The sequence below is a fragment of the Pseudomonas sp. LB3P93 genome (assembly GCF_054898025.1).
Window position 1 is genome coordinate 5729370 of sequence record NZ_CM142713.1, and the last position, 25691, is coordinate 5755060.

20 protein-coding genes are annotated in these 25691 nt (G+C 59.9%); 9 read left to right on the top strand and 11 right to left on the bottom strand.

Annotated features, from left to right (window positions below):
- Positions 1-22: 22 nt before the first annotated feature.
- The 4 genes from ACYZT8_RS26185 to ACYZT8_RS26200 all read right to left on the bottom strand — a co-directional run bounded on the left by ACYZT8_RS26185 (position 23) and on the right by ACYZT8_RS26200 (position 4402).
- Complete coding sequence (locus ACYZT8_RS26185) at positions 23-307, bottom strand: YceK/YidQ family lipoprotein (protein WP_461977059.1); 285 nt, start codon at positions 305-307, stop codon at positions 23-25.
- Complete coding sequence (gene ubiX, locus ACYZT8_RS26190) at positions 300-932, bottom strand: flavin prenyltransferase UbiX (RefSeq protein ID WP_010467349.1); 633 nt, start codon at positions 930-932, stop codon at positions 300-302. The genes ACYZT8_RS26185 and ubiX overlap by 8 nt, the downstream gene beginning before the upstream one ends.
- Positions 929-2278 carry a UDP-N-acetylmuramate:L-alanyl-gamma-D-glutamyl-meso-diaminopimelate ligase gene (gene mpl / locus ACYZT8_RS26195; RefSeq protein ID WP_109635158.1) on the bottom strand — a complete coding sequence of 450 codons (1350 nt, stop codon included), beginning with the start codon at positions 2276-2278 and terminating at the stop codon, positions 929-931. Before mpl ends, ubiX begins: the two co-directional genes overlap by 4 nt.
- Before the next feature lie 210 nt (positions 2279-2488).
- A complete protein-coding gene (locus ACYZT8_RS26200) occupies positions 2489-4402 on the bottom strand; it encodes a sigma-54-dependent Fis family transcriptional regulator (RefSeq protein ID WP_461977061.1) in 1914 nt (637 codons plus the stop codon).
- Positions 4403-4702: 300 nt separating this feature from the next.
- On the opposite strand from ACYZT8_RS26200, the gene exaC reads away from it, so the two are divergent.
- From exaC to ACYZT8_RS26245, 9 genes are all read left to right on the top strand, one after another.
- Positions 4703-6223, top strand: coding sequence for an acetaldehyde dehydrogenase ExaC (gene exaC / locus ACYZT8_RS26205; protein ID WP_461955872.1), 1521 nt, complete (start codon positions 4703-4705; stop codon positions 6221-6223).
- Positions 6224-6338: 115 nt separating this feature from the next.
- On the top strand, positions 6339-7787 hold the full coding sequence (gene eat / locus ACYZT8_RS26210; RefSeq protein WP_461977063.1) for an ethanolamine permease: 1449 nt from the start codon (positions 6339-6341) through the stop codon (positions 7785-7787).
- A 51-nt stretch (positions 7788-7838) separates the two neighbouring features.
- Entirely contained in the window at positions 7839-9233 is a 1395-nt protein-coding gene (locus ACYZT8_RS26215; RefSeq protein ID WP_461977065.1) for an ethanolamine ammonia-lyase subunit EutB, read from the top strand.
- Positions 9234-9241: 8 nt separating this feature from the next.
- A complete protein-coding gene (eutC, locus tag ACYZT8_RS26220; RefSeq protein WP_461977067.1) occupies positions 9242-10066 on the top strand; it encodes an ethanolamine ammonia-lyase subunit EutC in 825 nt (274 codons plus the stop codon).
- Positions 10067-10186: 120 nt separating this feature from the next.
- Positions 10187-10645, top strand: a complete 459-nt coding sequence (locus tag ACYZT8_RS26225; RefSeq protein WP_461955876.1) for a GNAT family N-acetyltransferase — start codon at positions 10187-10189, stop codon at positions 10643-10645.
- Between the two features lie 240 nt (positions 10646-10885).
- Positions 10886-11542: a DedA family protein gene (locus ACYZT8_RS26230; RefSeq protein WP_461977069.1), complete on the top strand. Its 657-nt coding sequence runs from the start codon at positions 10886-10888 to the stop codon at positions 11540-11542.
- A gap of 6 nt (positions 11543-11548) precedes the next feature.
- The gene (locus tag ACYZT8_RS26235; protein WP_461977071.1) at positions 11549-12361 is read left to right on the top strand and encodes a M90 family metallopeptidase; all 813 of its coding nucleotides are present in this window, start codon (positions 11549-11551) and stop codon (positions 12359-12361) included.
- A 113-nt stretch (positions 12362-12474) separates the two neighbouring features.
- A complete protein-coding gene (ppa, locus tag ACYZT8_RS26240) occupies positions 12475-13002 on the top strand; it encodes an inorganic diphosphatase (protein WP_461977072.1) in 528 nt (175 codons plus the stop codon).
- Between the two features lie 231 nt (positions 13003-13233).
- Entirely contained in the window at positions 13234-13980 is a 747-nt protein-coding gene (locus tag ACYZT8_RS26245) for a S24 family peptidase (protein ID WP_461977074.1), read from the top strand.
- 512 nt (positions 13981-14492) lie between these two features.
- Here the strand turns inward: ACYZT8_RS26245 and ACYZT8_RS26250 are convergent.
- From ACYZT8_RS26250 to ACYZT8_RS26280, 7 genes are all read right to left on the bottom strand, one after another.
- On the bottom strand, positions 14493-15833 hold the full coding sequence (locus ACYZT8_RS26250; protein WP_461977076.1) for a type II toxin-antitoxin system HipA family toxin: 1341 nt from the start codon (positions 15831-15833) through the stop codon (positions 14493-14495).
- The gene (locus tag ACYZT8_RS26255) at positions 15830-16096 is read right to left on the bottom strand and encodes a helix-turn-helix domain-containing protein (RefSeq protein ID WP_461977078.1); all 267 of its coding nucleotides are present in this window, start codon (positions 16094-16096) and stop codon (positions 15830-15832) included. The genes ACYZT8_RS26250 and ACYZT8_RS26255 overlap by 4 nt, the downstream gene beginning before the upstream one ends.
- 240 nt (positions 16097-16336) lie before the next feature.
- Positions 16337-17152 (bottom strand): YfaP family protein, encoded by an 816-nt coding sequence (locus ACYZT8_RS26260; RefSeq protein ID WP_461977080.1) that lies wholly within the window; start codon positions 17150-17152, stop codon positions 16337-16339.
- Between the two features lie 3 nt (positions 17153-17155).
- A complete protein-coding gene (locus ACYZT8_RS26265; protein ID WP_461977082.1) occupies positions 17156-18775 on the bottom strand; it encodes a DUF2300 domain-containing protein in 1620 nt (539 codons plus the stop codon).
- A gap of 1 nt (position 18776) precedes the next feature.
- Complete coding sequence (locus ACYZT8_RS26270; RefSeq protein ID WP_461982624.1) at positions 18777-23342, bottom strand: alpha-2-macroglobulin family protein; 4566 nt, start codon at positions 23340-23342, stop codon at positions 18777-18779.
- Positions 23339-23989 (bottom strand): DUF1175 domain-containing protein, encoded by a 651-nt coding sequence (locus ACYZT8_RS26275; protein ID WP_461977084.1) that lies wholly within the window; start codon positions 23987-23989, stop codon positions 23339-23341. The genes ACYZT8_RS26270 and ACYZT8_RS26275 overlap by 4 nt, the downstream gene beginning before the upstream one ends.
- On the bottom strand, positions 23974-25686 hold the full coding sequence (locus tag ACYZT8_RS26280) for a DUF2138 domain-containing protein (protein ID WP_461977086.1): 1713 nt from the start codon (positions 25684-25686) through the stop codon (positions 23974-23976). Before ACYZT8_RS26280 ends, ACYZT8_RS26275 begins: the two co-directional genes overlap by 16 nt.
- Positions 25687-25691: the final 5 nt, after the last annotated feature.

Sequence of the window (25691 nt, forward strand, 5' to 3'; positions counted from 1 at the left end):
CGCAGAGCGTGGGAACGATCAGTTAGAGACCGCCAGTCGCCTGAAAACCTACTCCGATCACCGTCAGCACCGATAACGGCAATAACAGCGTGTCGAGCAACGCGCTGGCCGGCAGGTCGAGGCCGGGATAGCTCGGCGCTTCGGCGCCGAACCGGTCCATGGCGCAGCATCCACCGTTCATGGCATACAAATCCAGACGTGTCCCCGAGTACACCACTGGCGCCCCCGGTTTGGCCGCGTCCAGCGTGCGCGCCGTGGCGCAGCCCGTCAGTTGCAGCACCAGCAGAACAATCAGCAGCTTATTCATCGCTGCTCAAATGATGTTCGCCCCAGCGCGGCAGCATGTCTTGCGGAATGTTCAACAGGTTGAGAATCCGCGCCACCACAAAGTCGATCAAGTCATCGATGGTCTGCGGCTGATGATAGAAGCCCGGCGAAGCCGGCAAAATCGTCACACCCATGTTCGACAACTTGAGCATGTGCTCTAGGTGAATGCTCGAATACGGCGCCTCGCGCGGCACCAGAATCAGCTGGCGACGCTCTTTCAATGTCACATCGGCAGCACGCTCGATCAGGTTGTTGCAGGCACCGGTCGCAATAGCCGACAAGGTCCCGGTGGAGCAAGGCACCACCACCATCGCCGCAGGCGCACCAGAGCCCGAGGCCACCGGCGACATCCAGTCCTCCTTGCCGTACACCTTGATTTGCCCGGCGGCCGCGCCGGTGTATTCCGTGAGGAAGGCCTGCATCGTCTGCGGTTTGGCCGGCAGCGTGACGTCCGTCTCGGTGGCCATCACCAGTTGCGCAGCCTTGGAGATCAGAAAGTGCACCTCGCGGTCTTCGCGTATCAAACAGTCGAGCAGGCGTAAACCGTACTGGGCGCCCGAAGCGCCGGTCATCGCGAGGGTGATGCGTTCCGGGCCGTTGTTCATTGCAGCGCCTCGGCGAGTTTGCCGTGTAGGCCGCCGAAGCCGCCGTTGCTCATGATCACCACGTGAGTGCCGGGCTGGGCCTGGCTTTTCACGCGTTCGATGATGCCTTCCAGCGAATCGCTGACAATCGACGGCACGGTGCACAACGCGGCGGTCGCGCCCAGGTCCCAGCCGAGGTTGGCGGGTGCGTACCAGATAACCTGATCGGCATCGACCACGCTTTCCGGCAAGCCGTCGCGGTGAGCGCCAAGCTTCATGGAGTTGGAGCGCGGCTCGATGATCGCAATCAACGGCGCATCACCGATGCGTTTGCGCAGACCGTCGAGGGTCGTCGCAATCGCCGTCGGGTGGTGAGCGAAGTCGTCGTAAATGGTGATGCCGCGCACTTCGGCGACTTTCTCCATCCGGCGTTTCACGCTTTTGAACGCGCTCAACGCGGCGATGCCCATGGCAGGCACCACGCCAACATGGCGAGCCGCCGCCAATGTCGCCAGGGCGTTAGCCACGTTGTGCTGGCCGGTCATGTCCCAATCGACGACGCCTTGGGCGACGCCTTCGAACATTACTTCGAACTTCGAGCCGTCTTCGCTGAGCAGTTTGACCTGCCACTGACCACCGGCACCGGTGGTTTGCACTGGCGTCCAGCAGCCCATTTCGATAACGCGCTGCAACGCCGGCTCGGTGGTCGGATGGATCACCAGGCCTTCGCTCGGGATGGTCCGCACCAAGTGGTGGAACTGCCGCTCGATGGCCGGCAGATCGGGGAAGATGTCGGCGTGATCGTATTCCAGGTTGTTCAGGATGGCCGTGCGTGGACGGTAGTGAACGAACTTGGAACGCTTGTCGAAGAACGCGCTGTCGTATTCATCGGCTTCGATGACGAAGAACGGCGTGCCGCCCAGGCGCGCCGACACCGAGAAGTTTTGTGGTACGCCGCCGATCAGGAAGCCCGGGCTCATGCCCGCGTGCTCCAGAACCCAGGCGAGCATGCTGCTGGTGGTGGTTTTGCCATGGGTGCCAGCGACGGCCAGGACCCAGCGACCTTGCAGCACGTGGTCGGCCAGCCATTGCGGACCGGAAACGTAAGGCAGGCCTTTGTTCAGCACGTATTCGACGGCGGGGTTGCCGCGGGACATGGCGTTGCCGACCACCACCAGATCCGGCGCCGGATCGAGCTGGGCGGGATCGTAGCCTTGGGTCAACTCAATGCCCTGCGCTTCAAGCTGAGTGCTCATCGGCGGATAGACGTTGGCATCGGAGCCCGTCACGTGATGGCCCAGCTCTTTGGCCAGAACCGCCATCGAACCCATGAAAGTGCCGCAGATACCAAGAATATGAATGTGCATAGTCGACCTCGTAAAACATGGCCGCAGGTTAGCGTAGGGAGGGGAAAATCGCACTCTTTAGGTGATGGAACCCGGTCTCTGTGGCGAGGGAGCTTGCTCCCGCTGGGTCGCGCAGCGACCCCAAAACCTGAAGCCACGGTGATTCTGAAACAAAGACAAGCGACTGCTGCGCAGCCGAGCGGGAGCAAGCTCCCTCGCCACAAGAGCGGTTTAGCGGGCGATACCGTGTTTGCGCAGTTTTCTATAAAGGGTGTTACGGCTGACGCCAAGCTGTTCGGCGGTATGAGTCATATGCCAACGCGTCTGCTCCAGCGCATTGAGCAACGCCAACCGCTCTGCATTGTCCAGCGGATATTCGGAAGGCTCTTCAACGGCTACAACCGGCACCGGCCGAGCCTGACGAATCATCGCCGGCAAATCCTCCAGCCCGATCCGCCCGCCGTCACACAACGCCGCCAAGGTGCGCAGCACATTGCGCAACTGCCGCACATTCCCCGGCCACGCAAACCCGAGCAGAGCCTGCCGTGCTGGCTCGTCGATCAGTACGGCTTCCCCGCCCGCCTCTTCGGCCAACAGAAAATCAAGCAACTGCGATTTATCACTGCGCTCACGCAATGCCGGCAACGCAATCTCCAGCCCATTGAGCCGGTAATACAAATCCTCACGGAAGCTGCCGTCCTGCACCCGATCCAGTAAATTCCGGTGAGTGGCGCTTATGATCCGCACATTGACCGACTCCGGCTCACCGCCAATCGGCACCACCTGACGATCTTCCAGCACCCTTAGTAGTCGGGTCTGCAAGGCCAGTGGCATGTCGCCGATTTCATCGAGGAACAGCGTGCCACCGTCAGCCTGCTGCAACTTGCCGCGCATCCCTTCCTTGCGCGCGCCGGTGAAGCTGCCGCCGCGATAACCAAACAGTTCGCTCTCGATCAGGCTTTCAGGGATCGCCGCGCAGTTCAGGGCGACGAAGGCTTTCTCGGCCCGCTGGCTAGCCTGATGCACGGCTTTGGCGAATGCCTCTTTGCCGGAGCCGGTTTCGCCATTGATCAGCAGCGGTACGTCTCGCTCGAAGACTCTCAAGGATTTGCGAAAATCTTCCTGCAACGCGGTATCGCCCAGGCAGATGCCCGACAGGCGCGGACGCTCGGCAAGCACCGGACTTGGCGCCACCGGCACCGGAATACTGCGCGGCTGCCCGCGCAACAAGGCGAACAGACTCCGTCCGTCACGGGTGCGCAACGGCCAACTGGCGCTGGCGTTGACACTCGCGCGGCCGAGCAAGTCATCCAGCGAGCAATCGAAGAACGCCTCGACCGGCTTACCCAACAATCCGCCGCGAATATGCCCCAACAGGTTCAGCGCACTCTGGTTGACCGCGCTGATCCGCCCTTCCCCGTCGAACGCCAGCAACCCTTCGCTGAACAGCCCGACGGATTCAGCCTGCAGATGAAAACGCAAAAGCCATTGATTGTCGAAGTAGCGCAGGAAATAGCAGCTCTCGATCATCTTCGCCGAAAGATTGACCAAGGCCATGGTGTGGAATTGGCTTTGACGCGAGACCTCGTGACGCGCCGAGGACACGTCGAGCACCGCCAGCAGCTCGCCGTGAGGGTCGAACACCGGGCTCGCCGAGCACGTCAGACCGGTGTGGCGGCCGCGAAAGTGTTCATCCTGATGAATCGTCAACGACTGGCGCTCCACCAGGCAGGTGCCGATACCGTTGGTGCCTTCGCAGGCTTCGCTCCAGTCGGCACCGAGCCACAGGCCTGCGCGCTCGAAGATTTTCCGTTCGGCGGGCGCGGTGACGCAGTTGAGGATCACCCCGCGAGCGTCGGTCAGCAGCACCGCGTGGCCGGCACCTGAAAGCTGTTGATGAAGACTGGTCATTTCGTTGCCGGCGATGTGCAGCACCTGCTGCAAGCGTTCGCGGCTTTCCAGGACGCGGCCATGTTCCAGCACCGTCGGCGCCATCGTCAGGGCCGGGTCGAGGTGATAGTCCTCAAGACAGCGCAGCCAGGAACGGGCAATGGACGGATCGCTGCCGGGCCCGTGCAGGTGGGACTTGCCCTGAGTGACGGTCAAGACTTGCTGGGCATGGCGACTCAAATGGTTGTCGTGCATTTCTTATTATTCTCCCCGAGGCTCGGCGACCCGTGGTTGAGGTGATGCCGAGCATCCTCCAGCCTAGCCCGCATTGCAATGCTGGCAAGACCGAGCAGTCACAGGCTGTGCCACAAGCGGTACAAACTGTCACAAGCACTGTACCGAAAGCGTCACAGCCACGACCCGCCGGTCCGACAAAAACCACGCAAGGTCTTGATTTGCCTGACCTGCAAGGCAGTGGCCCGACCTTTGCTCTACGCTTATAACAAGCGCACATGCGCTCTCCCTTATAAGCACAAAAGCCAAGGAGAAATCACCATGCGTTACGCTCACCCCGGTACTGAAGGCGCTATCGTTTCGTTCAAGAGCAAATACGGTAACTACATCGGCGGCGAGTTCGTCGCGCCTGTCAAAGGTCAGTACTTCACCAATACCTCGCCAGTAAATGGCCAACCGATTGCCGAATTCCCGCGCTCCACGGCCGAAGACATCGACAAAGCCCTGGACGCCGCCCACGCCGCTGCCGATGCCTGGGGCGCCACGTCCGCTCAGGCGCGCTCGCTGGTGCTGCTGAAAATCGCCGACCGCATCGAACAGAACCTGGAAGTCCTGGCAATCACCGAATCCTGGGACAACGGCAAAGCCGTGCGTGAAACCCTCAACGCCGACATCCCGCTGGCCGCGGACCATTTCCGCTACTTCGCCGGTTGCATCCGCGCTCAGGAAGGCAGCGCCGCCGAAATCGACGGCAACACCGTGGCGTATCACATCCATGAACCGCTGGGCGTGGTCGGGCAGATCATCCCGTGGAACTTCCCGATCCTGATGGCCGCCTGGAAACTCGCCCCGGCCCTGGCTGCCGGTAACTGCGTGGTGCTCAAACCCGCCGAGCAAACTCCGCTGGGCATCACCGTGCTCATGGAGCTGATCGGCGACCTGCTGCCGCCAGGCGTGCTGAACGTGGTGCAAGGCTACGGCAAAGAAGCCGGCGAAGCCCTGGCCACCAGCAAACGCATTGCCAAGATTGCCTTCACCGGCTCGACCCCGGTCGGCTCGCACATCATGAAATGCGCCGCCGAAAACATCATCCCGTCCACCGTGGAGCTGGGTGGCAAGTCGCCGAACATCTTCTTCGCCGACATCATGCAAGCCGAAGAAACCTTCATCGAAAAAGCCGCCGAAGGCCTGGTGCTGGCGTTCTTCAACCAGGGCGAAGTCTGCACCTGCCCGTCTCGCGCACTGGTGCAAGAGTCGATCTACGACGACTTCATGAAAGTGGTGATGAAGAAAGTGCTGTCGATCAAACGTGGCGACCCGCTGGACACCGACACCATGGTCGGCGCCCAGGCGTCCGAGCAGCAATTCGACAAAATCCTTTCGTACCTGGAAATCGCCAAGGGCGAAGGCGCCGAGCTGCTGACCGGCGGCAAGATTGAAAAACTCGAGGGCAACCTGGCGACCGGGTATTACATCCAGCCGACCCTGCTCAAGGGCACCAACAAAATGCGCGTGTTCCAGGAAGAAATCTTTGGCCCGGTGGTGAGCATCACCACGTTCAAGGACGAAGCCGAAGCCCTGGCCATCGCCAACGACACCGAGTTCGGCCTCGGCGCCGGCCTCTGGACCCGCGACATCAACCGCGCCTACCGCATGGGCCGCGCCATCAAGGCCGGTCGTGTGTGGACCAACTGCTACCACCTGTACCCGGCGCACGCCGCGTTCGGCGGTTACAAAAAGTCCGGCGTCGGTCGTGAAACCCACAAAATGATGCTCGATCACTATCAGCAGACCAAAAACCTGCTGGTGAGCTACGACATCAATCCGTTGGGCTTCTTCTAAACCGTCTGTCGCAGGCAAGCCACTCTCCTTGTGAGAGTGAGCTTGCTTGCGCATCGGGCCTTCGCGCCAACCCGGCAATCACGCCGGTCAAAAACAATAAGAACAGGTGAACCCTATGCCTAGCGATCAAGCCAGCGTGCAGCCGGCTACCTCCTCGGTCGACTTTGAAAAAGTCGGCTCCGACTACTTCCAGCAACGGGAACTGAAAAAAGGTGCGGCAGGCTGGGTCCTGCTGGTGGGTCTGGGCGTGGCCTACGTCATCTCCGGCGATTACGCTGGTTGGAACTTCGGCCTGGCCCAAGGTGGCTGGGGTGGCATGTTTCTCGCCACGTTGCTGATGGCGACCATGTATCTGTGCATGTGTTTCTCCCTGGCGGAACTGTCTTCCATGATTCCTACCGCGGGTGGCGGCTACGGTTTTGCCCGTAGCGCATTCGGGCCGTGGGGTGGGTTTCTGACCGGGACCGCGATCCTGATCGAATACGCCATTGCCCCGGCGGCGATCGCGGTGTTTATCGGCGCCTATTGCGAGTCACTGTTCGGTATCGGTGGCTGGATGATTTACCTGGCGTTCTACATCATCTTTATCGCCATTCACATTTTCGGGGTCGGCGAAGCCCTGAAATTGATGTTCGTCATCACCGCCGTCGCCGCCCTGGCACTGGGCGTGTTTCTGGTGGCGATGGTGCCGCACTTCAACGTCGCCAATCTGCTCGACATCCCGGTGACTGACGCCAAGGGCGCCAGCAGCTTCTTGCCCTTTGGCTACGTCGGCGTGTGGGCGGCAATTCCCTACGCGATCTGGTTCTTCCTCGCTGTCGAAGGTGTGCCGTTGGCAGCAGAAGAAACCAAAAACCCGAAACGCGACCTGCCCCGCGGATTGATCGGCGCCATGCTGGTACTGGTGAGCTTTGCCTTGCTGATTCTGGTCATCGGCCCGGGCGGTGCGGGCGCCAATGCACTGCTGACCTCGGGTAATCCGTTGGTCGAAGCATTGAGCAAGGCCTACGGCGGCTCAACGTGGATGGGCCACTTCGTCAATTTGGTAGGCTTGGCCGGGTTGATTGCCAGTTTCTTCTCGATCATCTACGCCTATTCGCGGCAGATCTTCGCGTTGTCCCGCGCCGGCTACCTGCCGCGCAAACTGTCAGAAACCAACAAGAGCAAGGCCCCCGTACTGGCCCTGATTATTCCCGGCATCATCGGATTCGGCTTGTCGCTGACCGGTCAGGGCGACTTGCTGATTCTGGTAGCGGTGTTCGGCGCGACCATTTCCTACGTCCTGATGATGGCGGCGCACATCACACTGCGCATTCGGCGCCCCAAAATGGATCGGCCCTATCGCACGCCGGGCGGTATCTTCACCTCGGGTGTAGCGTTGGTGCTGGCTTGCATCGCCGTGGTGGCGGGCTTTCTGGTAGACCCACGCGTGGTGATTGGCGCGGCGATCATCTATGGAGTGTTAATTGCTTACTTTGCTTTCTACAGTCGGCATCACTTGGTAGCAGGCACGCCCGAGGAAGAATTCGCGGCCATTCAGAACGCTGAAAAAGCCCTGCACTAACGGCCAGAAATCACGGCGCAGGCTCTGTCTGCGCCGTCACGGAGAATCTGTATGGCAAGTTTTGCTCACACGGTCGGCGCCCAGACCTACCGTTTCGACAGCCTCAAGGACGTCATGGCCAAGGCCAGTCCGGCGCGCTCCGGGGATTTTCTGGCCGGCGTCGCCGCCCTCAACGATGGCGAACGCGTGGCTGCGCAAATGGCCCTGGCTGACATTCCGCTGACCCACTTCCTACAAGAAGTACTCGTTCCTTACGAGACCGACGAAGTCACCCGACTGATCATCGACACTCACGACAAACACGCTTTCGCGGTGGTCAGCCACCTCACCGTCGGCGGATTTCGCGACTGGCTGCTCAGCGATGCTGCCGACGAACAAAGCCTGCGCGCCCTGGCACCCGGACTGACCCCGGAGATGGTTGCCGCCGTGTCGAAGATCATGCGCGTGCAGGACCTGGTGCTGGTGGCTCAAAAAATCCGCGTGGTCACGAAATTCCGCGGCACGATGGGTTTACGCGGGCGGTTATCCACACGCCTGCAACCCAACCACCCCACCGACGAACCGGCCGGCATCGCGGCGAGCATTCTCGACGGCCTGCTGTACGGCAACGGCGACGCAATGATCGGGATCAACCCGGCCACCGACAGCATCGCGTCGATCTGCGCCATGCTGGAAATGCTCGACGCGATCATCCAGCGCTACGAGATTCCTACACAGGCTTGCGTTTTAACCCACGTCACCACGTCCATCGAAGCGATCAATCGCGGTGTTCCGCTGGACCTGGTGTTTCAATCGATCGCCGGCACCGAAGCGGCCAACGCCAGTTTCGGCATCAACCTGAATGTCCTGCAGGAAGGTTATGACGCCGGCCTGAGCCTGAATCGCGGCACCCTGGGCCAGAATCTGATGTATTTCGAGACCGGCCAGGGCAGCGCCCTGTCAGCCAACGCCCACCACGGCATCGATCAACAGACCTGCGAAACCCGTGCCTACGCCGTGGCGCGCCATTTCAAACCGTTCCTGGTCAACACCGTCGTAGGATTTATCGGCCCGGAATACCTCTACAACGGTAAACAGATCATTCGCGCCGGCCTCGAAGACCACTTCTGCGGCAAGCTGCTGGGCGTACCGATGGGCTGCGACATCTGCTACACCAACCACGCCGAAGCCGATCAGGACGATATGGACACCCTGCTGACCCTGTTGGGCGTGGCCGGCATCAACTTCATCATGGGCATCCCGGGCTCCGATGACATCATGCTCAACTACCAGACCACCTCGTTCCACGACGCGCTCTACGCCCGACAAACCCTGGGCCTGAAACCGGCACCGGAGTTCGAACAATGGCTGGCGAAAATGGGCATTTTCACTCAGGCCGATGGCAAGATTCATTTCGGCGAGCGCCTGCCGCCAGCCTTCCGCCAGGCGATGGGGCAACTGGGATGAGTGTCGAGATGGATAAACCGCCTATTGATTCAGAAAATCCTTTGCTGGAACTGCGGCGCCTGACCCCGGCACGGATAGCCTTGGGCCGCACCGGTACCAGCATGCCGACCAGCGCACAGCTGGATTTCCAATACGCCCACGCACAGGCTCGGGACGCAGTGCACTTACCGTTCGATCATGCCGCGCTCAGCTCGCAACTGGCTGAATGCGGATACGAAAGTGTGCTCCTGCACAGCGCCGCTACAAACCGGGACAGTTATTTGCAGCGCCCTGACTTGGGGCGAAAATTGAGCGATGAGTCCGCGCAAACCCTGCGCATCCATGCTTCTGCCTATCCCGGCGGCGTCGATCTGGTGATTGTCGTGGCCGATGGTTTGTCGGCACTGGCTGTGCACCGTCACACCGTGCCCTTCCTTTCACGCATGCGAGAGCAAATCGAAGTCGATGGCTGGACGGTTTCACCGGTGATTCTGGTAGAACAAGGCCGGGTCGCGATAAGCGACGAAATCGGCGAGTTGCTGGGCGCAAAAATGGTGGTGATTCTGATCGGTGAACGCCCTGGCCTCAGCTCGCCGGACAGTCTGGGTTTATATTTCACCTACAATCCAAAGATTGGGCTGACCGATGCATACCGCAACTGCATCTCCAATGTCCGGCTCGAGGGCCTGAGCTACGGAATGGCGGCACACCGCTTGTTGTACCTGATGCGCGAGGCTTGCCGTCGGCAGTTGTCGGGGGTCAATTTGAAGGACGAAGCCCAGGTTCAGACGCTGGAGTCGGACGCAGGTGCAGACATGAAAGGTAATTTCCTACTGAGCCTGCCGAATGCCTGAACCGTTTCCGCATTGCGTTTCTGTTCCGATTTCAGGCAGGATCGATGCACGGCTGCCCGAGTGAAGAACCGTTCGCCGTCAGAGCACGTGAAGACAGCCACTTGAAGACGAGACCTATCAATGCGGATTATCCAAGCGACCCTCGAACACCTGGACCTGCTGACCCCGTTGTTCGTCAAATATCGCGAGTTTTATGGCTCACTGGCCTATCCGGACTCCTCCCGGGCGTTCCTCGAAAAACGCCTGCGACGCAAGGAATCGGTGATTTACCTGGCGCTGGCCGATGGCGACGACAAACTGATGGGTTTCTGTCAGTTGTACCCGAGCTTTTCGTCCCTTTCGCTCAAACGCGTGTGGATCCTCAACGACATCTACGTCGCCGAAGACGCGCGCCGTCAGTTAGTCGCAGACAACCTGATGCGCACCGCGAAAAAAATGGCCAAGGAAACCAATGCCGTGCGCATGCGTGTATCCACCAGCAGCGACAACAAAATCGCGCAGAAAACCTACGAATCCATCGGGTTCAAGGAAGACACCGAGTTCAAGAACTACGTGCTGCCGATCAGCGACGAGCTCTGATGCTTGCCGGCTTCTGTGATGAGGGATCGTGCGCCCTCATCACAGAAGGGTTATTTATTGTCACCAGACTTCCGATCGCGCCATGGACATCCCCCGCTACAATCTCGACGCGCGTTTCACAACTCAGCCCGTATAATGCCGGCCTTTTCGGCTTGTAAGAAAAACTACACTCATCTGTAGGCTTTCGCGAAGTCATCCGCACAGGCCCGCTGAGTCTGGCCGTCACCACAGGTGCTCTCCATGGATTTCAACCCGATCGACCTTATCCTGCATCTCGATGTTTACCTCGACTTGCTGGTGAACAACTACGGGCCATGGATCTACGCCATCCTGTTTATGGTGATCTTCTGCGAAACCGGTCTGGTGGTCATGCCGTTCCTGCCGGGCGACTCCCTGCTGTTCATCGCGGGCGCCGTAGCGGCCGGCGGCGGCATGGACCCGGTGTTGCTGGGCGGCCTGCTGATGCTGGCGGCGATCCTCGGCGACAGCACCAACTACGTCATCGGCCGAACGGCGGGCGAACGCTTGTTCAGCAACCCGAACTCGAAAATCTTCCGCCGCGACTACCTGCAACAGACCCACGACTTCTATGACAAGCACGGTGGCAAGACCGTGACCCTGGCGCGTTTCCTGCCAATCATCCGCACGTTTGCACCGTTCGTCGCCGGCGTTGCCAAGATGCCTTACCCGCGTTTCTTTGCCTTCAGCGTCCTCGGCACCATTTTGTGGGTCGGCGGCCTGGTGACTCTCGGTTACTTCTTCGGCAACGTACCGTTCATCAAGTCCAATCTTTCGCTGCTGGTAGTGGCCATCATCCTGCTGTCGCTGGTGCCGATGATCATCGGCGTGGTCCGCAGCCGTTTCGGCAACAGAGCTTCTAAAGCCCAATCGCGCTGACTCGCGATGTGGTCCCTGAGCGCCTGGCGTCGCCGGCGCATCCTGGCCAGACACCCGATTGCCGACGACCTGTGGCAACGGGTGCGCCAGCACTTGAGTTTTCTCGATGGCCTCAGCGCCGCCGAAGACCAATGGCTGCGCGAAGCCAGCGTGCTGTTCTTGGAAGATAAACACCTGACCGCCCTGCCCGGCGTCGAACTCCACCAGGAGCAGCGCTTGCTGCTCGCCGCTCAAGCGCAATTGCCACTGCTGCACTTGGGCGATCTGAACTGGTATCAGGGTTTCCACGAAATCGTCCTCTACCCCGACGACTTCCTCAGCCCCCAACGTCATCGCGATGCCAGCGGCGTCGAACACGAGTGGGACGGCGAACACAGCGGCGAAGCCTGGCAGCAAGGCCCGATCATCCTCGCCTGGCCCGGCGTGATGGCCAGTGGCGGCTGGGAAGGCTACAACCTGGTGATCCACGAACTCGCGCACAAACTCGACATGCTCAACGGTGACGCCAACGGCCTGCCGCCGCTGCACCCCGATATGCGGGTCAGTGACTGGGCCGAGGTCATGCAGCACGCCTACGACGACCTCAATAGGCACCTTGACCGCAATCCGGACGCCGAAACGGCCATCGACCCCTACGCGGCGGAAAACCCCGCCGAGTTCTTCGCGGTCACCAGTGAATACTTCTTCAGCGCCCCGGATTTGCTGCACGAGGCGTATCCTCAAGTCTATGAGCAGCTGAAGCTGTTTTACCGCCAGGACCCGCTGGCCCGTTTGCGGCAACTTCTGGCCGAAGACCCGGTCTATCAGGCACACGACTAAGGTCTACACGACCTCTGGCACATAGCAACGGTGGCGGAATATGCCTATAATCGCCGCCACTTTTTGGTCAATCCGGCCAAGTGTTTTTGGTCAACTAACGGGGGCACCGCCCAATGAGCTACAGCAAGATTCCGGCTGGCAAAGACCTGCCGAACGACATCTACGTCGCGATCGAGATTCCGGCCAACCACGCGCCGATCAAATACGAAATCGACAAAGACAGCGATTGCCTGTTCGTTGACCGTTTCATGGCCACCCCGATGTTCTACCCGGCCAACTACGGTTACATCCCGAACACCCTGGCTGACGACGGTGACCCCCTCGATGTGCTGGTCGTGACCCCTTACCCGGTTGCGCCAGGTTCGGTGATCCGCGCTCGTCCAGTCGGCATCCTGAACATGACCGACGACGGCGGCGGCGATGCCAAAGTCATCGCAGTCCCACACGACAAGCTGTCCCAGCTGTACGTCGACGTGAAGGAATACACCGATCTGCCACCGCTGCTGATCCAGCAGATCGAGCACTTCTTCGCGAACTACAAAGATCTCGAAAAAGGCAAGTGGGTGAAGATCGAAGGCTGGGCCGGCGCAGATGCCGCTCGCGATGCGATCACCAAGTCGGCTGCTGCCTACAAAGGCTGAGACGCCACTGGCCTCGCGCCTGTGACGACTTGAAGAAAACCCCGGTTGATCCGGGGTTTTTTGTGGGCGTCCATTAAGCGCACTTTAAACAGGCCGTTTATCTTCCGGGCGCCTCGGTTTTTTCTTGTTTAATTTGTTCCAAATACGTCTTACATCCGGTCGTAAATTTCCCTCGAAATTTGAACGGTTCGTTTATTCAAAGCCCCGCCCTGCGCCCGTAGACTCGTGTTTATGAAAAAGAACACTAGCGGCCCACGGTTTAAGACGCTCCTCGAAGAAGCGAAAATAACGACGACAGGATTTGCCGCTTTCTTCGACACGGAGCCACAAAATATCCATAACTGGTACACCCGCGGTGTGCCCGCCTACCGCATGGAAGAGGTCTCCAGACTACTGTCGGTAAACAGCGACTGGCTCAAGACCGGCGAAGGTCCACAAAGCTCAAAACACCTGCGCCTGCTCGACGAGTCAGGCAACACCTTCGACGCCCAGGCCATCCGCGGCATCTACACGGTGATCGAGCCCACCGATGTCGAGTTGCCAGTCTACAAAGAAATGCCCATCGCCCCGGGGTCCCATAAAACCCAAGTCATCGAAGACCCCGGCCAATTCATCCGCCTGCCCAAAAGCCACCTCGACTCCCTGGAAATCAACCATGCGGATGTGTTCTGCGTTCACATGCTCGGTAATGGCATGGGAGCCAGGATTGAGGACGGCTCCACGTTGGCTATTGACCGTGGACTGACCAAGGTGATTGACGGCGAAATCTACGCCATCGAGCACGACGGGATGCTGCGAATCAAATACCTGCACCGGATGCCGGGCAATGCGCTGCGGTTGCGCAGCTACAACAAAGCCGAGCACCCGGATGAGATTTTCAATGCCGAGCAGATTGAGAAGCAGAACATCAGGGTGTTGGGGTGGGTGTTCTGGTGGTCGACGCTGAACAAACGGCGGCCGGCGGTGCCGTTCTTGTAGCACCTGAGTGGAAAGCCCACTCCCATAGGCATCACACGATCCCTGTGGGAGCGGCCTTGCCCGCGAAAGCGTCGGCTCATTCACCCAAAAATCCGGATGGACTCCCTGATTGCGAGCCCCGATAGCTCTAAGACGCACACCACACTGGGAATCCCGCAAAAAAATCAGTATGCTGCGCCCCACATTTGCGCATCACCCCGCCCCGCGGCTCTGATCGCACCGACAAGGCAGATGATTTTCTCGCCGAGTCCCACAGCCGGACGCAAGATCCGGGTGTACGTTTTGAAGGCTGGCGCGGTTTACCAAAAATGAACCAAGCCAGTCCCCGAGAAGCCGGCCACAAGCCGGCTTTTTAATGCCTAAAAAAATGCGACTCAAGGGTTAGCGAGATAAATCAGCATCCCGCGTTGATCCAGTTCATTAGCCGACGGCAGATCCTTCGAAAAAAGCTGAAGGCAAAGAGCGAGCAGATATGGAGCTTGTCTTAACACTTCATTGTGCTGATACCCGGCTTACTTGCGCTTTTTAGGCGCCAACAACTCGGAACGGCCAATCTGTACTCGACTGCTTTCTGCCGCTCGCGGGCCCGAGAAACCCGCTTCTGTGATGGCGGTATCCAATCCTCGAAAATGCGGAGCCGCTTTTGAGCTGCGTAATGTTTCCATACCTTGATTCCAGGCATGCACCATGTGTTTGGCGATATCACGCCAGGCAGGCTCGTTCTTCGCCGCTTCGATCACTTCCTTCCCCACGGCGACGGCCGACTCACAAAGTTGTTCGACCATTGAGGCGTACTGACGTGGGGGAATACCCAAAACGCCGTTAAAGAAGATTTCCAGAGTGCGCCCCGGCGTCCAGGTCTGCCGACCACCGACGGATAAGCCAGGTGGGTTCGAGGCAAAACGGGGATAAGCCTGAGTGGTTACCAGGTCATAAACAGGCGTGAACGCGACGTCTGCTCGCGAGGTGTAATAGAGCGCAATGTTTTTGGCGTGACAATCGGCGTTACGCACCACGTAGTTCGCCAGTAGGTGCCAACCGAAGTGCTCCCGCTGCACACGCAGCAGGTCGCCCGGAATGTAAGGGCGCGTGGCGTTCCACACACGTTCGGTTGTCGTTGCATATTTCTCGTGGGGCGGTAGACCCAACAGCCCGCAGGCATCTTCCAGCCCGTAGCGCGGCAGGCCTTTTTCATCCACATCAAAACGATCTACGACCAAGACGCGACCATCCTCAGACATCCGGCACGTGGCTACCGGTACGACCTGTAGGCGCTCCAATACCCGCATGGTGTAAAACTCGTTGAAGCCCAGGAAGGGGGTCGTATCGTCCGAACCTTTTATGATGTGAAAACCGGTACGCAGCGTGGGTTTTCCCAGAGGTATAGCCTCATGTTCAACGTCGTTTGCAATGAACTTCGGAACGACACCGGAGACCGCGGCGCGTGCGTAACGACGCACCAGCGTCGCAAAATGTTCGCTGGTATTTTCAGCCTTCAGCAGTTGGCCTATTTCCAAAGGTTCCAGTTCGCCCCCGGGTGGAACACCTTCAGGTGTCACCGTCACCCGGCCAATCCCCGCGCCGCCGATCACCGCAAGTAGAGATAAGTCTGTGCCGTCCAGCATTGCACCAAACTCTTCACGAATGACCCCAAGCAAGTATCCCTCAGGCAGGTTCTGACGAAAAAACGGGAAAAGATCTCGGGGCCAGCGCCACGGCTCTTCACGGACAGGTAATGCCAAGCTGACGAAGTCTGTTACCGCCGTACCGGGGAGATATTTCAAAACATACTCATCGCGCTCTCGATAGAGCCGGGCGACCATTTTCCCGCTGACGTGGACATCTAAAATCATGAGTCTGAAGCTCCGGAGCGCTGTTCTGCGAGGATGTCCTCAACCGTGCGCTCGTGACCAGCCTTCACCAATTTCAAGTCATATCCGGCAGCGTCCAATAGGCGCACCAACGCCGATACGCTCATATCGCCTTTCGCCATGGTCTCCATGCGCGCCACTGTCGACCGTGAGACACCGGCGCGGGTGGCCAAGGCGTCCTGACTCAAGCGAGCGTTATGCCGGGCTTCTTTTAGCATGTCAGCCACATCAAACAGAGTGGTCATTTGTAGCCCTCAAGCATCAATAATCGTCAGACTGGCGATTAATGTAGCCCTGGAGACACAGACTCCGCAAGGTTGATAGCCGATTTAGCAAATCGGTCATTTTTGTAGCTTTCGAGCCACAAATCGAGCCAATCAACTAAAATTTGTAGCCCAGGAGCATCAATTTGATGCTTGGTAATGACGTTCCACCGCTTAAATTTGGGCAACTCCTAACGCCCGATTCACGGTGTGTGCCTCCTATCACGGATAACTAAACCCCTTAACCAACGTCAACTCCCCCACCGCCCGCATCGGCACCAGAAACGTCTCCATCTTCTCATTCGGCGTCCCTTCCTCCGTAATCACCGTCACCTGCGCCGTAGTCAGCGGCTGAACCGCATCTTCCTGCCCTTCCTCATCACTCCGATACCCGCCCCCGAAGTAATTCACATACACCAGATACTGCCCTTTGATCGGCGCAGGCATAGCGAAAATCTCCGGGCCATACCCCGTTGTCACATCGACATCGAGCGCCGCACCATTGGGCGCAACCCGATCGCCGTACCAGATATGCGCACCGTCGGGCGTGATGAGGTGCAGATCCAGATCCGTACCATCACTGTCCCAGGCCAGCAGCACCCGCAATTTGGCCGGCGTAGCGCCGCCACTGGCGTTGAGAAATTGCGTCCGATGCCGCTGCTGCCCATCCGGGCTACGAACTTCAACGCTGTTGCTGCCATTCGGAAACGAGAACGGCCGATCAAAGCGCCCGGCCGGATCAATCTTCAGCGGCATGCTGACGCCGTTGACGATCAACCGTCCCGGCTCACTCGACTTGGGCGCTGCTTTGATCTGACCCGTGATACGCGCCGTATTGGCCTGCCCCACCGGTGTATTCACCGATGACGCCGGGTAGTTAACGGTCTGGCGAAAGCTTTCACCTTCACCTTCGGACGCGCCAGTGCGCCAGCCGCCAACGGGCGTATCAATCTTCACGCCGCTCTCAGCCGCAAACACCGTCGGCAATACGCAAAAAGAACAAAGGAACAGGAAGACCTGTGGATAACGGAGTTTCATGGCCTATTCCAGCAAGAGGTGACGGGCGAGCCCTTCGATGTAGGTTTCATCCTGGCCGTTGGGGTGTGCTTCGAAGGCCAGGTGGAGGTATTCGTGGGTCAGGTCGAGGCGATCCTGCAACGACAGCACGCCGCGCACGTAGATGCGCTGGCGTTCGCGGTCGACATAGGGGCGGCCGAAGGCCAGGCGGCAGACGGCGAAAGTGCTGATTTCGTTGTAGCCGACTTCGCTTTCAAGTTGCTGGCGCCAGCCGCGGCGTTGCTTTTGTAGCCAGTCTTGCGCGGCGGGCAGTGCTTCGCAGGAGGCGACGGGGTTGTCCCAGCGGCTGAGGCTGGCGCGCGGGTAGGCGTGCAGCAGGATGGCGTCGTAGCGCTGGCCAGCATTGGCTTGTTCGACGGCGTGCTGCCAGGAGAGTTTGTCCGGGCCGGGTTGGTCGGAGTGGTAGGTGACGGTGCTGCCGGCGAGGACCAGGTCGCTGGTCCAGGCGGCGATGTGGCGTGATTCGGCGGCGGCCGGGCGTGGGGCGACGCGTTGGCGACTGCTGCTGTCGTCGATGCTCAGGCAATCGCCGTGGCGGGTGGCGTTTTGCAGCAGGTAGGTTCTTATCGCGATGGCCAGTGCTTTGGCGGCTTCAGCCGGTTCGGGTTTGGCTTCGCGCTGGAGAACGCGGGCGACGTATTCTTCGCGGTCCAGACGGGCGACCAGTTTTTCACCCACCAAAAACAGCTCACCATCGCTGTGGATATCCAGCTGATTGCCATTGGCGAATTCGACGCGGTAATCGCCTTGCAAAGGCCCGGAAGCCTCAACGTGATCCCCGGCCAGAACGCGCTCGATCGGATAGCGTGAAAACAGACCGACTTCGACGCAACGTCCCGCATCCAAAGGCCAATCCACCGGCAACACCGAAGCCAACGCAGCGCCATAATGACGAAGCACCATCTGGCTGGTCCCGCGCCCACCCGCCCAGATCGGCGTGCCGTCCGCCATCCAACCGGCGAACCCTCCCTGACGCGACGACGGATCCTGATCCCCCAGCCAGCTCCAGGTTTTCACCCGCAATCGGCCACCGAGTTCGCCGACGACATTGCCGTCAGCGGCGTTCAACACCACATCGAGCAACACCCGCCGCGCCTGATCCTGTGCCGGCATTACGGCCAGCACCTTCAGCAACTCCGCCACCGACACTCGCGTCGAAGGCTGCAACGAGGGCAAGTTAAGTAACCATTCTGGCGCCTGCCGAGCCTGCCAATATTCCCTCCAGCCAGCAGCAGAAATACCCAATCGCGCAGGCTCAAAGTACAAACCGCACGACTTCACCAGCGCCTGATCGCGCTCAATCTTGCCGCCCGCAGTGCAGCAATAAACTTCCTCTTTCGACTGCCCGCGACATTCATACGCAGGCTCACGAGCGCCGGTATCCACCAGCCAGCCGTAAACGAACAACTTCCACAAACTGCCCAATGGCGCCTGCAAATCAGCAGGCATCGGCTCGCGGGAAATCACCTGAGTCGGGCTCAACGAAATCAACTCACCCTTGAAGCCCAGACGCAGCGGCTCGTCCTGCGCTGTCGCCAACGCAGGAATCAAACACAGCAGCCACCAGACCAGCGGGCGAGTCATGTCAGTTGACCGTGACCTGGCCGAGGGCCGGCTTCTGTTCCTGGGCCTGATGTTGTGGCGCGTAGACCTGGGTGAAACGCACCGGCGGCAGATTGAACTGGCCCTTCTGTGAGAAACGCACCAGATGACGCAGACGCAATTCGCCGCTCAAGGCATCCACCGGAATCGCGTAAGCCATCTGCCCCGGTTCGAAACGCGCTTTCTCCAGCGCGGTCGGTTCGGTGCCGGCCTTGCCCATGAGCTTGATGCCCCAGGTCGTGCGCTCGACATCGGCACCCGGTGGCAGCGGCACTTCGATCATCCCGTAGCGCAGCGGTTTCGCGGCTTTGCTGGTGATGATCACTTCGTCCAGGTACAGGCTGTCACTGGACAACGGCTTGGTGCCAACCGCTTCGAGCTTGAAGGTGAACGCTTCGTCACCCGGCACCAATCGCGACAAACGACGGGTGATGGTCACAGCCATCGGATCAATCGACGGCTGCTTGGTCTGGAAGCTCAGCGCGGCGCGCAATGGGCGCTCTTGAGTCCCGGATAACGACAACACTGCAGGCACTGGCGCAGCACCCTGCCACGTCCAATACATTTCACCGGTATCACCGTGTTGTTTTTTCCAGCCTTCACCCGGCGCCAGTGCGATGGTCGGCGATGCCTGCTCGATGCTGCGCTGCAACCAAGTCAGCGCCAACGCGCGTTCCAGGGTCGATTGCTGTGGCAGCAATCGTTGCAACAACGCTTGAGCGTGAGCCTGATCGAAGGGTTGCAGCGACAGATTCAAGGCTTCGGCAAACGGTTGAGAACTGACGGCCAGACGCTGTTGCGCATCCGGCAGTTGACGATTGAATGCGTCGGGCAAAACCACCTTCGACTGACGGGCAAGGGAAGCGGTCAACACACGCGCCGCCGCCAATCCCAGCGCCGAATCCGGATCGCTCATGACAAGGCTGTCCTCGCCATCCTCCATCAGGTTCGCGGCATTGCCCTCGCCGGCTTTCGCCAGATCTTCCATCAACCCACTGAGCAACGTGTTCACCGGCAATTGCATCTGCTTGGCGAACGACAAAATCAGCGCCCGTTGCAACAACGGTGTGTTTTTCGCCTGCTTCGAATACACCTCCAGCACCCGCTGCCAATGCTCCGGCGGCAGGCTCAGTTCCAGCGCTTTGCTGGCGTGCCAATCGGCGTAATAGGCATAGGCCGTCAGGAACGCATCCGGTTCACCGTCCATGCCCCACCAAGTGAAACTCGCCGACGGCCCGGCCATTTGCACCAGGCGCAGACGGCTGTTTTGCATGATCAGGCGCAAGCGATCGCGGATCTGCGGATTCGACGACAAGGTCGGAGACGCGATGCTCAGCGGCAGCAAACGGCTAGCGGTTTGTTCAACGCCGCCATACGGATAGCTCAGCAAATCATCGAGCGCCGAACGGAACAGCGCTTGCGGACTGTCATCCAGACGAAGGCGAATATCGCTGGCGTCTGCCGGCAGGGTCAGCGGTGTGTCACCGCTGGCCACGTCCAGGCTTTGGCTTTGCGTGACCTGCCAGCCTTCGCCGGTCGCGGTCAGGTGCACGGCCAGTGCATCAGCGGTTTTGCCGTCCTGCACCAGCTCGGCGGTCCACTCGCCAGAGGCCAGTGCGAACGCCGGTAGCGCGATGTAATTGATGCCGTTGTTCAGCGTTACCGGCACGCGCTGCTCGGCGCCGCCGTAATGAATCACCAACTCAGCCTTGACCGGTTTTTCCGCCTGGCTGAACGCGAACACACCGAGGTCCGGTTTGTCGCCATTGCGGAATTTGGTTGGGCCGCTCCACTTCAGGTACAGCGGTTTTTCCGAGCGCAGAAACTGCTTCTTCTGCCCGACCTGACCGTCATCGGCAATCGCCCGCGCAGTGATGCGCCAGCGGGTCAGTGAGTCCGGCATTTTGAAGGTGAAGCGGGTTTTGCCGTTGGCGTCGGTGATCAATTCCGGCTGCCACGCGGCGGTGTCGACGTCTTCACGACGCGGCCGCTCCAACACTTTCACGCCCCGTTCGCTGCGGTTGGCTTTGCCCGGTGCGCCAGGGCTGCCCGGCAACGCAACGTCGTAGCTGATGAACGACAGACTGGCGCTGGTGCGCACGTTGTTGCGGCGCGGGTGATAGAAGAATTGGTCGATGGTCGGTGCGACTTCCGGTTGCAGCGCATAGACCATTTCATCCACCACGCTGACCGTCAGGTGCGCCGGAATCGGCTTGCCGGCGAACTGGGTGGTCAGGTCAACCGACACAGTATCGCCCGGCTGATACGCCTCTTTATCGGTGGAGATGGCCACATCGATTTGCGGCGCAATCACCTTGATGCCGGCGTTCTGGAAGCTGTACTGACCGCCCTTGGTGTACAGCACCGAGAATGTCAGGTTCGGCGCGAAGTCATCCTTTACCGGGATGCGCGCGCGGTATTGGGTGTCGCTGAGTTTTTCCATCTTCAGCCAGTCGCCGCCCTTGGACAGCAACGCCGTGGCCTCGACTTTGTCGCGCTCAAGCGACAGCAGAGCATCGCTCACTGGCTCAGGAAAAGTGATCAACGCCAGGGCTTCGTCGCCCGCCTTGTACTCGGGTTTGTCGAGGACGATTTCCACCGTGCCCGGCACCGCTTTGACGCCATCGCCAGTGACCGAATGGCCGGTGGCGCCGACGACTCGGCCATGGTCATCCTTCAACGTCAGGTTGTAGGTGCCCGGACGGTCGAAGGCCAAGGTGAAGCCTTTATCCGTTGCGGCGAGTTTGCCCTCGCCCGTGCTCTGGTCTTCCAGGCGCACCCAACTGTAGCTTACCGGCGTGACCGCTTTGCTCTCCTCGCTGCCGCCTTCGTTGGCGTAGCTGAACGCAACCTTGTCGCCCACTGCGCTGAAGCGCTGCGGCGCGCTCAAGCGGAAACTTGCGGCGCCACGGTCGATGAGGATTTCCTTGGTGGTCTTGACCCGATACGCCGCGCCATCGCTGGCGAAAACGGTGAGCATGTAACGGCTCGGTTTCTCGGCGGCGGGCAAGTCGAGAGTCGCGTTGCCTTTGGAATCGGTGGTCAGTTCGGTACTGGTCAGTTCCACCGGGAATTGCCCGAGATATTGCAGTTCGTTGTCGACCATCGACAGTTGCTGGGCGCGCAGGCTCAGGGTCAACTTGGCGTCAGCCACGGGTTTGCCGTCCGGGTACAGCAGCACCAGATTGCCCTTCACCGGTTCGCCGGTGCGGTAATCCTGCTTGGCCAGGTTCAGCGAGATTTCGAAATGCGGTTTGATGTATTCGGCAACCCGGAAGGCACTGCTGTAGGCCTGGTCCTTGTAGCTGAAACGCAGTTCATAACCGCCGGCCACGGCGTTGTCCGGCAACTGGAAACGGCCTTGAGTGCCCGCTTTTGAATCGAGTTTCAGCGCCAACGATTGCAGCGCAGTGCCGGTGGCATCGAGCACGGTCACGTTGACGTCTGCCGCAGTCGGCAACACCGAATCGCGCGCGTTCTTGAACTCGCGGCCGACGATTTTCAGCGACACCCAATCCCCCGGCCGATACAGCGGCCGGTCAGTGAAGGCATAGAGTTTGGTGTCGTAGATTTCGCTGTCGTAATAGAAGTTCTCGGAGACAAACACCCCGCCCTCTTCGTCCTCGCCGATCACGAACGAACGCTCCGGGCTGACGTGTTTCAGGCGCAGCAAACCATCGGTATCGGTGGCGCCACTGCTCATCACGCCGAGGCCATCGGTCCACAGCACATTCACTTTTGGCACCGAACTGCCTTCGTGTTTGCGCGCGGCCCAGACCACCAGTTCATCACCGGCAATCTTGCTCACGGCCACGGTATTGGAGACAAAAACCATGGTGGTTGCGCGGTACTTGCCGATCAACGCTTCCACCAGGTACAGGCCCGGTTTCAAGTTGCCCAACGGGATGTACACGTTGCCCGGCGCGACGCTGACGAACTCGCTGGAAGAACCGGCGAGGTTCACACCTTCAGGCGGCTGGATCGGCTTGGCTTGCCACAGCGGATAACGGAACTGATTGACAACGGGCAGGCCCGGAATCAGTGCGAATTGCGGTTGTGCGTCGTAAGGCGTTGGCGCGGCAATCGCGCTGCCCATCTTCAGTTCCGGCACTTCCTCGGTGACTTGTTTACGCGACTCGTAGGAAAACGCCCGCTGCATCACCCGACGGGATTTGCGGTACCAGTTGTCCCACAGGTACGCGAGGGTGTTCGACAGGCCTTCGCCCTTGAATTGACCGTCACTGACCACCCGGTGCAGGTTCTTCTGGCGTTTGAGGAAATCCAGCGGTTTGTCGATGCGATACACCCGAATGTCGGCGCCGCCGTATGGTTCCATGCGGAACCGGCGATAGTCGCGGCCCGGCGCTTCGAGGCGCACCATCGCCTGTTCGTCGCTGGCGAAACTGCTGTCGGCCAGCAGGAAAAAACTTTCACCGGCCACCGGCGTGTAGCCGCTCGGCTCGACGGTGTCTTCGGCGTTGACCGCCGAAAAAGGCAGCACCAGGACCAACAGCAAAGGCAGAAAACGCAACATGCGGGCACCGATCATTGGGAGAGAAAGTTCAGTCGATAGACGCCGATGAAGTTGGGGTTGGCTGCGTCGGGTATCCATCGGGTGTCCTTCCATGTCATGAGTTGCTGCAGGCTCGCGGATCGCATGCCGTTGTCAGTGGGGGTGGTGGTGCCGGTGTGATAGGCGATGTAGCGGCCCATCCAGATCATCAGGTGCTGGTCGTCGCCCTGATCGAAAAACATCAGGTCGCCGGGCCGGGCTTGCGCCAGATCCCGACTGACCAGATGGCTGTTGAACTGAATCAGTTTGATCGCGTTGACGTACGGCCCGACCTTGCCGCCGCCCTGTTGCCATTGCTGGGCGAGGCCGCGCTGGGCTTCACTTAACTGCAACTCCGGCGGCAGGTAGCGGTTGGACAGGCCATTGCTGCGCAGCCATTTATCGTCATGGACTTTCAGTGCTTCGTTGGCAGCGAAACGCACCAGCCCGGCGCAGTCCTGCTGATACCAGCGCGGGCTTGGGCCTTGGGTCAGTTGTTCCTGGGCGATGCGCACGAACCAGGCGCGAAACACCTGGGATTGCTGCGGATCCAGCGGCGCGGCTTCAGTGGCAAATACCCGACTGCCCAGCAACATCGCCAGCAGGCCGAGGCCTCGGATGAGTGCGGTCACAGGGCTTTCCATTCCAGCGGCAGCCACTGCCAATGGCCGTCGGGTTCACTGCCCTCGGGCAAGGTCAGGGCGTACTTGCCGTAGCCGCCGAGCTTGCGCAGTTTCGGGATCAGGTAGGTTTGCGCGGCGTTGTAAAACACCGGCTCCATGTCCTGCGGCAGGCTGTCGAGGGTTTCCTGCTGCATCAGTTGCGCCATCGCATCCGGGCCGAAATACACCGGCATCAGCAGGTCTTTCGGCACCACGTCGGCCATTGGCGGGAAGCGTTTGTCGAGGGTGCCGAGCGCCTTGTCCACGAGCTTGTCGTCGAGGGAGAACAGCAGCGTCGAACCGTGACGCGCCAGGCTCACTTTCATGAACGCCTTGCCGGTGATCGCATCAGGATTCTCGGCATCCTTGGCTTTATAAGGACCGAAGTTGGAGCTGACCTGGCGCTGCCACTGATGACTTTGGCCTTCCTGTTTCTCGACCACCGGGAACGCGTGTTCTTCAACGTTGCCTTCGTAGGCACCGACCATCGAACCGAACAGGCTGCCCAAGTCACCGTCAAGTTTGGCGCTGTCATCATCGTTCAGGCTGGCCACCAGCAACGGCGTATACAACCGAGAATCGGCGTACCAGCACAGGCCGGCGGCACCGGCCATGTGTTCGGTCAGCGCCTGGGCCACGGCTTCGTCGGCGCCGAGTTTCACCAGCAGCGGCTTCTGTTGTTCGGCGGCGAGCGGCAAGGCCACGCAGGCGCTGGCGCCCATCGGCATGGCCTGCCAGATCGGTTTGAAATCGAAGTCCGGCTGGTTGTCCAGCTCCTCCATGGCGAGGAAGCTGTGCCAGCCCTTGTCGTCCATGTCGAAGCGCAGGCCGGCGAAGTTCGGGATGAAACGCTGGTAACCCATGGCCAGTACGCTGGAATTGACCGAAAGGCGTTGTTTGACTTCCGGCGCGCGCGGTGGCAGGCCGAAGGCTTCAGGGAAGAGTTTCTGACCGCCGAGCAACGCTTCCAGCGATTGAGTCGAAACCATCCCAGGCTCATCGATGGGGCCATTACTGTTGTCGTACAGTTTCGACGGATTGGACAGCACCACCAGCTTGTCGCCATGAGAGGCAAACAGCAGCGCTTTGCTGTTGTTGTAGGTGAGCTGATACAGCGGCACCGTATCGCCGGCGACCTTGATGTCACCGAGTTGTGTCAGCTGCGTATCATCCAGCGTGACCTTGGCCAGCGGCTCCAGCACCTTGGCCAGCCCACCGCGATCCATCACCAACAGGAAATCCTTGAGCCGACCATCCGCCCCGCGCCACAGCGCCACGTCCGCCGGTTGATCGAAAAGCTGCTCGATCAGGCTGTCCTGCAACTTCAAGTCATGTTCGTAAATGATCCGCCGCAGACTGCCGATCAAGCCAAGGCGATCGGCATGCGCTTCGTAATAGAAGACGAAATCTTCGGTCAGGGTTTCCTTGAGGAACGGCACGGCCAGCAAGTCCTTGGGCAATTGGCTCAAGGAATGGGTTTCGAGCAAACCGTCCGGTCGGCTCATACCCAGTTTGTCACTGGCCAATTCTGCCGGTGGCGCCTTGGGTTTGTGCATGAACCAGCCAAGCCCGGCCGCCACGCCAGCCACCAGGATCAGCCCGCCCAACAGCAACGGCCAGCGCCGAGAAGGTTTTGCAGCAGGTGCTTCGGCGGCCGGAGTAACAGTGTTATCGCTCATTTAAC

What these genes read in the sequence shown, in the direction of transcription:
- ACYZT8_RS26185 (WP_461977059.1), bottom strand. Translation starts at nt 307, where the DNA reads ATGAATAAGCTGCTGATTGTTCTGCTGGTGCTGCAACTGACGGGCTGC.
- ubiX (WP_010467349.1), bottom strand. Translation starts at nt 932, where the DNA reads ATGAACAACGGCCCGGAACGCATCACCCTCGCGATGACCGGCGCTTCG.
- mpl (WP_109635158.1), bottom strand. Translation starts at nt 2,278, where the DNA reads ATGCACATTCATATTCTTGGTATCTGCGGCACTTTCATGGGTTCGATG.
- ACYZT8_RS26200 (WP_461977061.1), bottom strand. Translation starts at nt 4,402, where the DNA reads ATGCACGACAACCATTTGAGTCGCCATGCCCAGCAAGTCTTGACCGTC.
- exaC (WP_461955872.1), top strand. Translation starts at nt 4,703, where the DNA reads ATGCGTTACGCTCACCCCGGTACTGAAGGCGCTATCGTTTCGTTCAAG.
- eat (WP_461977063.1), top strand. Translation starts at nt 6,339, where the DNA reads ATGCCTAGCGATCAAGCCAGCGTGCAGCCGGCTACCTCCTCGGTCGAC.
- ACYZT8_RS26215 (WP_461977065.1), top strand. Translation starts at nt 7,839, where the DNA reads ATGGCAAGTTTTGCTCACACGGTCGGCGCCCAGACCTACCGTTTCGAC.
- eutC (WP_461977067.1), top strand. Translation starts at nt 9,242, where the DNA reads ATGGATAAACCGCCTATTGATTCAGAAAATCCTTTGCTGGAACTGCGG.
- ACYZT8_RS26225 (WP_461955876.1), top strand. Translation starts at nt 10,187, where the DNA reads ATGCGGATTATCCAAGCGACCCTCGAACACCTGGACCTGCTGACCCCG.
- ACYZT8_RS26230 (WP_461977069.1), top strand. Translation starts at nt 10,886, where the DNA reads ATGGATTTCAACCCGATCGACCTTATCCTGCATCTCGATGTTTACCTC.
- ACYZT8_RS26235 (WP_461977071.1), top strand. Translation starts at nt 11,549, where the DNA reads ATGTGGTCCCTGAGCGCCTGGCGTCGCCGGCGCATCCTGGCCAGACAC.
- ppa (WP_461977072.1), top strand. Translation starts at nt 12,475, where the DNA reads ATGAGCTACAGCAAGATTCCGGCTGGCAAAGACCTGCCGAACGACATC.
- ACYZT8_RS26245 (WP_461977074.1), top strand. Translation starts at nt 13,234, where the DNA reads ATGAAAAAGAACACTAGCGGCCCACGGTTTAAGACGCTCCTCGAAGAA.
- ACYZT8_RS26250 (WP_461977076.1), bottom strand. Translation starts at nt 15,833, where the DNA reads ATGATTTTAGATGTCCACGTCAGCGGGAAAATGGTCGCCCGGCTCTAT.
- ACYZT8_RS26255 (WP_461977078.1), bottom strand. Translation starts at nt 16,096, where the DNA reads ATGACCACTCTGTTTGATGTGGCTGACATGCTAAAAGAAGCCCGGCAT.
- ACYZT8_RS26260 (WP_461977080.1), bottom strand. Translation starts at nt 17,152, where the DNA reads ATGAAACTCCGTTATCCACAGGTCTTCCTGTTCCTTTGTTCTTTTTGC.
- ACYZT8_RS26265 (WP_461977082.1), bottom strand. Translation starts at nt 18,775, where the DNA reads ATGACTCGCCCGCTGGTCTGGTGGCTGCTGTGTTTGATTCCTGCGTTG.
- ACYZT8_RS26270 (WP_461982624.1), bottom strand. Translation starts at nt 23,342, where the DNA reads ATGATCGGTGCCCGCATGTTGCGTTTTCTGCCTTTGCTGTTGGTCCTG.
- ACYZT8_RS26275 (WP_461977084.1), bottom strand. Translation starts at nt 23,989, where the DNA reads ATGGAAAGCCCTGTGACCGCACTCATCCGAGGCCTCGGCCTGCTGGCG.
- ACYZT8_RS26280 (WP_461977086.1), bottom strand. Translation starts at nt 25,686, where the DNA reads ATGAGCGATAACACTGTTACTCCGGCCGCCGAAGCACCTGCTGCAAAA.